At 30.8% G+C, this 8,415-nt stretch carries 11 protein-coding genes and 1 tRNA gene; 8 read left to right on the top strand and 4 right to left on the bottom strand.

What is annotated here, in order from left to right; all coding sequences use genetic code 11:
* Positions 1-30 precede the first annotated feature (30 nt).
* Positions 31-103 (top strand) — tRNA-Met (locus GQ540_RS02000).
* Between the two features lie 40 nt (positions 104-143).
* On the opposite strand, the gene GQ540_RS02005 is transcribed toward GQ540_RS02000, so the two are convergent.
* The 3 genes from GQ540_RS02005 to GQ540_RS02015 are packed head-to-tail and all read right to left on the bottom strand — an operon-like array spanning position 144 to position 936.
* Positions 144-578 (bottom strand): hypothetical protein, encoded by a 435-nt coding sequence (locus tag GQ540_RS02005; protein ID WP_291796556.1) that lies wholly within the window; start codon positions 576-578, stop codon positions 144-146.
* Entirely contained in the window at positions 562-771 is a 210-nt protein-coding gene (locus tag GQ540_RS02010; RefSeq protein WP_291796559.1) for a hypothetical protein, read from the bottom strand. The genes GQ540_RS02005 and GQ540_RS02010 overlap by 17 nt, the downstream gene beginning before the upstream one ends.
* Before the next feature lie 12 nt (positions 772-783).
* The gene (locus tag GQ540_RS02015) at positions 784-936 is read right to left on the bottom strand and encodes a hypothetical protein (RefSeq protein WP_291796561.1); all 153 of its coding nucleotides are present in this window, start codon (positions 934-936) and stop codon (positions 784-786) included.
* Positions 937-1,743: 807 nt separating this feature from the next.
* Here GQ540_RS02015 and GQ540_RS02020 point away from each other — a divergent pair.
* The 7 genes from GQ540_RS02020 (at position 1,744) to GQ540_RS02050 (ending at position 7,808) form a co-directional block, all read left to right on the top strand.
* Complete coding sequence (locus tag GQ540_RS02020; RefSeq protein ID WP_291796564.1) at positions 1,744-2,409, top strand: hypothetical protein; 666 nt, start codon at positions 1,744-1,746, stop codon at positions 2,407-2,409.
* 15 nt (positions 2,410-2,424) lie between these two features.
* On the top strand, positions 2,425-2,604 hold the full coding sequence (locus GQ540_RS02025) for a hypothetical protein (RefSeq protein ID WP_291796566.1): 180 nt from the start codon (positions 2,425-2,427) through the stop codon (positions 2,602-2,604).
* A 586-nt stretch (positions 2,605-3,190) separates the two neighbouring features.
* Positions 3,191-4,003 carry a hypothetical protein gene (locus GQ540_RS02030; protein WP_291796569.1) on the top strand — a complete coding sequence of 271 codons (813 nt, stop codon included), beginning with the start codon at positions 3,191-3,193 and terminating at the stop codon, positions 4,001-4,003.
* A 159-nt stretch (positions 4,004-4,162) separates the two neighbouring features.
* Positions 4,163-5,329, top strand: a complete 1,167-nt coding sequence (locus tag GQ540_RS02035) for a PAS domain-containing sensor histidine kinase (RefSeq protein ID WP_291796571.1) — start codon at positions 4,163-4,165, stop codon at positions 5,327-5,329.
* A 288-nt stretch (positions 5,330-5,617) separates the two neighbouring features.
* The gene (locus tag GQ540_RS02040; RefSeq protein WP_291796574.1) at positions 5,618-6,244 is read left to right on the top strand and encodes a recombinase family protein; all 627 of its coding nucleotides are present in this window, start codon (positions 5,618-5,620) and stop codon (positions 6,242-6,244) included.
* A 25-nt stretch (positions 6,245-6,269) separates the two neighbouring features.
* Positions 6,270-6,428, top strand: a complete 159-nt coding sequence (locus tag GQ540_RS02045; RefSeq protein WP_291796577.1) for a hypothetical protein — start codon at positions 6,270-6,272, stop codon at positions 6,426-6,428.
* A gap of 480 nt (positions 6,429-6,908) precedes the next feature.
* A complete protein-coding gene (locus GQ540_RS02050) occupies positions 6,909-7,808 on the top strand; it encodes a hypothetical protein (RefSeq protein WP_291796580.1) in 900 nt (299 codons plus the stop codon).
* A gap of 132 nt (positions 7,809-7,940) precedes the next feature.
* Here the strand turns inward: GQ540_RS02050 and GQ540_RS02055 are convergent.
* Positions 7,941-8,415: IS3 family transposase (locus GQ540_RS02055; protein ID WP_291796583.1), on the bottom strand; the 475-nt coding region annotated here is incomplete at its 5' end.

Below are 8,415 nucleotides of genomic sequence, written 5' to 3' on the forward strand. Positions count from 1 at the left end.
AAAAAAACATTGTATATTTGCCATCCAAATCGCGGGGTAGAGCAGTAGGTAGCTCGTCGGGCTCATAACCCGAAGGTCGCTGGTTCGAGTCCAGTCCCCGCTACTAAGCAAGACCCATTAACTAAATTAGTTGATGGGTTTTTTTATTTTTGCTCGCTATCCCTTGATATACTTGATGTTAGTAAAAATATTTGATTTACTTTGGAGGTTCGATATTGCCTATTTTCGGGCTCAATGACAATTCCTTCTGGGAACATCAATTTTTGAAGTCTAGTTTTGAATTGGTAATCACCTAACCCCCAATTTTTACTCACATTTTTGGTTATTTCTACACAAGAGTCGATTTTTTCATCAAGGTTCGATATTTCTAAATTCAATTGTGTTTTTTCTTCAACAAGTTCTAACATTTTTGACTCCAACTCAGACATATACACATCGTATTTTTGTTTTGGGAAACCATCAAATAAGTGCTTTTCATCTAACTTCTTTATTTTAGCTTCTATTTCCTTAATTTGACTGTTATATGATTTCACCATCTGAATCTCTTCCTTGTTTTGACTTTCAATTGTAAGTTTCATAAGTTTCTCCAAATGTTTTGGTTATTGTATATTTATTGTTGGCATATTCATAAGCTGCCAGTTTTTGGGTGTCCAAACTACCGTTGTCGTCATATTGCTTTTTGGAGCTAACTCTTGTATAAAGCCAAACATTGTTATTCGCTTTTGGCTCTTCAGGTAGTGGGTTGAATCGTTTAAAATATTCTAGACTCATATTATTATAATTTTATTCCTCAATGTTATTTTTATTGTAAACTATTATGCTTAATTCATAGAGGCTGTTTACTGTTTCTTCTATTTCTTCAATTGTACTAATATAATCGTTTGTTAGTTTTCTAAATGTATCAACTGAAATTCTTGGGTTCTCTGCATCATTCACTTCTTTAAAAGGTTATTAATCTGCTGACTCAATAGTTGGTTGTGCCAAAAATTGAGCTTATACCTTTCGAATGCCACTAAAGGATTTTGGGTAGTAGCAAGTTTCCTAATTTTTCCAGAGGGAGGAACCAAACCTGAACCGTTAAGTCAAAATGAATATCACAGATAACCATACGCAAGTTTAATAAACAAGCATATAATTCAAATATGATTTATGTAAATCATGAATTTGACTGTTTGTGTAAACGTCAATATCTCATAACAAAAAACCCCGATTAGTCCTTCGCCTTTTTTATTCGGGGGGAAGCTGTTAGTCAAGGTTAGAGCCAAAAAAACTAGCTCAAACCCATCTCCTTTAAATATACTACTTTTTTGTGATAAAAACAAGATTTTAGGGAGTTTTATTAAGAAAAATGCTGGTATTTATCACACGTTCCCGCTGATATGGCGATTTTGACCTAAATGCGCCCTGAATTGTTGGTGAAGTATTGAATTTGTTATGGTTTGTGGGGATAGGCCCCTTTGTATATTCCCTTAGCATGAAAGTAGAAGTATTGCCAATTATTGTCCAATGGCACCAGTCAATTTCCAGGACCCTAGTTTTTAAGTTTCTGCAAAGGGTGTTTCATTTCTGAAACAACAACGGTATCACACTTAATTTTATTTTTTTTCGGTTAAATGTTACAAAAAAGTGACTTTTTCATTTTTGATACATATTTATTTAATGAACTGGGTAAGTAAAGTTGCTCTTTATAGCACTTGTTATATCTAGTAATAACATAAAGTACATATAAATAAGTATAACAAAATGAGAAAACCAAAACAGAATTATGAAAGCATTAAAGAATTTATCAAACGAGCTAACATATCAAGAACTACTTTACATAGATTCTATGTTAATAATCCTGACCTTAAGAATGAAACGATTAAGAAAAAGATTAAAAGAGAGATTCCAATAGGACATGCCAAGTACTTTGATAGAGAAGAGTTAATTGATGAAGTAAGACTACTAGAGGACAAGGTAGAGTCCATGAGAAGATTCATCGATATGGTAGAAAATAAAGAATCCCTACCAGCAAGACTATGGGAAATGCCATGGAGTTTCTTTGGCACCATCTCCCACTCTCATGACCTAAGTAAGGACTCTTGTTACCGACAAATGACTAGGCTATTCGATGAGTTGGATGAGCAGTTTGGTGCAAGTACATCAATAAGATTATTCTTTACCACCGAGGCATTTAAGAATAGAAATGGTCACCATAACCACTTTGTATTATTTATCGATGATGATTGGTACCATCAAAAGATTATTGAAAAATTATATAAAATGTATAGTAACAGTAGAATTGAGCTGCAACCTTATAACAAGTATGAGGCTGGGATATTCTATATAACCAAAGATGGGCTTCAGGGTGAAAACTGGGACATTCTATATAACCTAGATAATGATGAGCAGTTGCAAGTAGCCAGCTAATAATATTAAAATACCATGGAAGAAGAAAACAAAATAGCCAATATAGAAGCAAAGATAGTTGCAACCCAAGAGCTCATCAATATCGAGAATGACCAAAATAAAAAGAACGAGCTTTACCACAAGCTCCAGATTCTGAACTTGAAGAAAGACATGGAAGAATCAAAGGAGAAGATTCATAAGATAAAGGGGAATTAGTTAGGTGCGTAGTAGTAATTAACTAGATGTACCAACATTAGATTATAGTTATAGGGTGGTGCAGTTTCAAATGAATAATAATCCAAAATAAAGCGTTTCAAATATACTAAAAAGAACCACCCTATATATAAAAGCACAAAATACTTGGCTATGAATAAGAACAAACAGAGGAGTGCATTGGTATAGTTTTCCAATCACTAAACAACCTTACTGTAGCTGATTTAAGAGTGCTAAAAGCTCAAGAATAGTAAGTAGTACCAATGTATTTTAAATAGCGTAAACACACCTGAAATTAGCTATATGTTGAGGTGTTGAATCACTTATAAACTTACTTCAATTTAATAAGATTTTTAGGTGATTATTATCATTAAAAAGTATAAATCAATTTGATACATTTATACATCGATTATGTATTCATGAAAAAATTGCTGATTTCTGAGTTAAATTTTATTGACAATTGGATTCCTAATAAATATTCTTGCATAATTATTAACGGGTAAAGACAACATAAAAGTACGTTTATCCAGAAAATAATAATCGATATATATTATACTGATATGACAAGTTGTGTGTCATTTAAAAAAATATGATTACAAAAGAAAAATTTAGATTGATAAAAGAAAAAGTTGAATCGAGCGTAGACGAAATGTTCGAAATGGCAAAACAAAATGAGGTCAATAAAAATGACTATATTCTTTTTTTAGCAAATGCAGAAAATATAAATAAATATCACGAATATGGAGAAAATCCCCATATTTTAGATTACAGAATCTTCAAATTGATAGATTTTGATAGGAGAAAATTTTTATTAGATTATTTGAATAATTCATATTCTTTTAATCAAGAAGAAACAATTGACTCCAAAAATTCATTAACTTTAGAATTAATGATTTATTCACATATTTGGGAATCTAAACCCTTTTTAAGACAATTAAAAAAAATTGCTAACCTTTGTCAATCTTCTGATTATAATTGGCTTGTCGAAGTCCCCGATTACACAAAGCACACCTTCATTAGAGAAGAATTAAGAGATGTATTTAAAGTTTGTGATTTAAATATTTCAGAAATAATAACAAAAGGATATCACTCGTCATTAAGAAATGCTTTTTCACATTCTGAATACTATTTTGACCATCACGAACTTGAAAAAATTCATTTAACGAATTCACAAGGTAAAGAATGGGAAATTTCAGAATTAACATTTAATGAATGGACTGAGAGATTTTGTTATTCCTTTTTATTATCTCATTATTTTCAAAACAAATTTGAACTTGAACGAGAAAGTTTAATACATAATAAACCATATCCTGTAAATTTAAAAAATAGAGATGGACATAATATTGACGGAATAATTCAATATGATAGTGAAAGAAAATCATATCAAGGAACGATAATATAAAACGCCACACAACAATGGGTATAATTTATGCTTAGATTTAAACTAAATACAAACCGATAAACATTTAACAAACGATTTGCTACGTCCGAAAATCTCCGATTTTCCAGTCGCACAAATCATAACCCTAAACCGTTATAGCAAATACTAAAAAATAGAACCATGGACAAAAAAACTAATCTTCTAATTGAGAAAATAAAGAAACTTGAAGAAGAGAATTCAATTCTTAAAAAACAACAAATTGAGATTACCAAAGCCAAGGAATTGTATTTGAAAATATTTGAAGAATTTCCCGCTTTAATTTGGCGTTCTCGTTTAGACAAATTATGTGACTATTTTAATAAAACATGGCTTGAATTCACTGGAAGAACAATGGAGCAAGAATTTGGAAATGGTTGGACAGAAGGAGTTCACCCTGACGATTTCGATTTTTGTTTACAAACATATGTTACCGCCTTTGATAAAAGAGAAGCATTCCTAATGGAATATCGCATGAAAAATAAATTTGGAGAATATCGCTGGATTAGTGATTATGGCAGGCCATTTTATGATTTAGATAATACATTCTTAGGGTACATTGGTTCTTGTTACGATATTACTGAGAATAAAAATAATGAATTAAGTCTAATTGAAATGAATGCTACCAAAGATAAATTCTTTTCAATTATAGCTCACGACTTGAAAGGCCCATTATGTTCAATGGCTGGTCTTAGCGAATATCTTGTGCAATACATAAAAGAAAAGAACCTTGAAAAAATTGAGAAAATTGCAAATGCGATACAACAATCATCCAATAATAATATGAATTTGTTATCCAACCTTATGACTTGGGCACAATCGCAATCTGGTAGAATGGATTATAATCCTGAATATTTTGAAATAGATTTCCTTGTACAAGAAGCGAAGCAATTATTAAATGACATAGCCGATAAAAAATCTATCATCATTAATAACACAATAAAGACAAATAGTCAAGTTTTTGCGGATAAAGAAATGATTAGTTCTGTTTTACGAAATTTAATTTCTAACGCATTAAAATTTACAAATACTGGCGGAAAAATCACGATTTCAGCTGAGAATAAAGAAAACATGCTAACTATGACAATAAACGACGAAGGAGTAGGAATATCAGAAGATAATGTTAGCAAATTGTTTCAAATTGCTAAAAGTCAATCAACATCAGGTACGGAAAATGAAAAAGGAACTGGATTGGGCTTAATTCTATGCAAAGAATTTATTAAAAAAAATAATGGAAAAATTTGGGTTAAGAGTACAGTTGGTACTGGCTCATCTTTTTTCTTTTCATTACCAATAACTCATAAAATTTAGGACTACACTTAAACTATAGAAAATATAAACAGTTTTATCTTTTTAGAGTATGGTATTTTGAAGTACACTTTAATCATTCGAATTTCACTTGCTGATAGTTATATTATTTAGCCACCATAAATTAGGAAGATGTATCAAAACCTCAACTGTATCAAAATAAATCTATAAAAGGTATAAAATGATACGTTAGAATGTATCAGTATTATTCTTTGATTAATAATAGTACGAAGCTCCTGGTTTTACTGGGTTTGTGTTGTTTCTGTCCCGGCTTATTCGTATATTTACTATATGGAAAAAGCAATAATTATTAGTCGTTGTTCAACGAATGAAAGCAAGCAAGATGTTTCAAGGCAATCGGAAGAGTTGACCTCAACTTACGGAAGTCAATACGATATTATAAAAGAATTTAGCTATTATAAGAGTGGAACTAAAAATGATGAGGTTAATGCTGAGATATTTGATTTTTCCGTTACCAATCAAGTTAAACATATTATTACGCTAGAGATTTCACGTATTAGCCGAAAAATATCATCATTTGCATTATTCCTAGAAAAATGTAATGAGCATAAAATCAATATTATTATAGACAATTTCAAATTGCATACTTTGTTGCCTAATGGAGATGTGAATGCGATGGTTCAAACGATGTTGAGCATTGCATCAACATTTGCAAGCATGGAGTTATCACTTATCAAAGAGCGTTTAAGTTCTGGAAGAGCTAAATATATTAAAGATGGTGGTAAACTAGGGCGTAAATTTGGTTCAACCAAAAATGCTAAAAAATTGCTATTAGAGCATTCAGACATCGTTAAGTATGTTCGCCAGAAACAGTCAATAAGGAACGTTATGAAGCTTACTGGGAAATCTAGTGGAACAGTACAAAAAGTTAGAAATCTATTGCTAGAGGTGGAGTAATTAGCTAACAATTAAACTTAAAATTATGATAACGTATTACGGTAAAATAAGGTTAAAAAGTGGAGGTCAAGCAATTGGTGTTAGGGTTGAAGCTTCAAGTAATTCGACAGCCAAAAAAGCTATTGAAGCACAATATTCGGGGCAAATAAAACATTGGGATAGACAGATGTCAAGTAATCCTTAATTTATTCATCAGAATTAGGCTGTTCAGCACATATTCTTTCACAATACTTATACTTATTACTATCTTATATCGATGCACATTATCTGAACACCTAAACTCTTCTGTCTGATTTATGGTAAACCCAAGAGCAGAATTGAATTATCAAGATTGAAGGGGTGAGCATCAAAGTGAAGGATAAAATCATTAAATAGGAAGTGCAAATATTGAGTTTTAACAAAAAAATATTTAACGTTTATTTCCAATTTACTCACGATAACAAAAATATTGCTACTTTAACTAATTAATATAGGTAATATGGTAATTATCAGATATTTAAATAATTATTTTTAGTACATTTACATCCTGAATATATATTTAGTCCCTATAATATATTTATATCCCCGCTAGTTTTATATTTTTTTTGTTATCCCAATTTTTAAATCAGATTTGATTTAAGGGAAGTATTGTGTAGTGAATATTAATTTAAAATTTAAATACATCATGAAAAAGTTTTATTATTTATTAAGTAGTATTGCGGTAATTACTATGATTACTGTAAGTTGTGAAAAATCATCGTTTGATGAGGAAACAATTAAAAGTATTGAATCATTAAGTGAAAAAGCTCAAGTTAAGCCAGATATAAGAGCTAAAGGATTGGAATTATTTTGGGATTTAGAAGCGGTAGATGGCTATTTATTTACTGACGATATAAGTCAAGGTAAATTATGGGGTTGGACTGATAATACGGTCGCTTATGGTAACATTTCAGCGCCTATTGCCTATTATTTGTACAAATCGGGTCTGAAAGAGCCAGCTCTAGCTGGTTTTGAAGCAATGTATGCGAGAACTTCAAGTGATTTCAATAATCCTAGTAATTTTAATTCAGCAGATTTAGGAGTATTGTTATATGCATATAGGGTAACAGAAGATACCAAATTTTTAACTTTGGTAAACAATATGGCTAGTACTTGGACAACAAAATACCCATCAACAACTGGTTTGCCTTTTTTAAGGGGTGAATATGGTATTTGGGGCTATGATGGTTTAAATTTAGCTAGGAATATTTATTACATATTTCATACGTCAGGAGTAGACTCTTCTTTAGTTGCTTGGGCGAAGGAAGCAAAAGATGAATATGAAATACAACAGATGACTTATGATGCTGACTATGATATAGTTTTTGAAAATGTATCAGCCAACATTTACAAAGTTGGAGTATTCAATCCTTTAGCAACGGAAAATATTAAGGATATGGCAGCTGATGCTCAAGTGTTGGCGTATGCTAAAATTGGGAGAACAACTAAAAAGAATTTTTATGATGAAATGTTAGAAAATTTATTTGAATTAAATGGGGAAGTTTCAGAACAAGCTGCAGAAATAATTTTTGCTTTATCACGATAATTTTAATAAGAAATTCTACAATCAAAAAAGACTGTTATTTTTAGCAGTCTTTTTTATTTCCAATTATTTTGAAATTCTACAATTTTTAAGAAGTGGACTTGCAACAAAAAAGTGGACAATTAATTGCGAGATTTAAGCAGCTACATTTTGATTATACATTTCTAGTTCAAATTCATTAATAGTTTTATATCCTAAAGAAGAATGTCTTCTTCTTTTATTATACCAAGTTTCTATCCAAATAAAGACAGATAACTCTGCTTGCTGTTTTTGTTGATAGGTGTGTTTATATACCCATTCTACCTTTAAACTTTTAAAGAAGCTTTCAGCTATTGCATTATCCCAACAATTACCTTTTCGGCTCATACTTTGTTTTACCAGTCCATTATGACTTTTTAGGATGTTGGTAAATCTATAGCTAGCATATTGAGTTCTTCTGTCAGAATGAAAAATGAGTTCTTTAGTAATTTGATTATTTTTAACAGCCATATTCCAAGCGGGTATGATGGTATCCCCTGTACTTAAATTATCACTCATAGCCCAACCTACTACTTTTCGATGAAACAAATCAATAATAACAGTTAAATACATCCAACCTTCTTTAGTTTGT

The sequence above is a fragment of the Lutibacter sp. genome (genome assembly GCF_013139515.1).
In the GTDB taxonomy this organism is placed as follows: Bacteria; Bacteroidota; Bacteroidia; order Flavobacteriales; family Flavobacteriaceae; genus Lutibacter.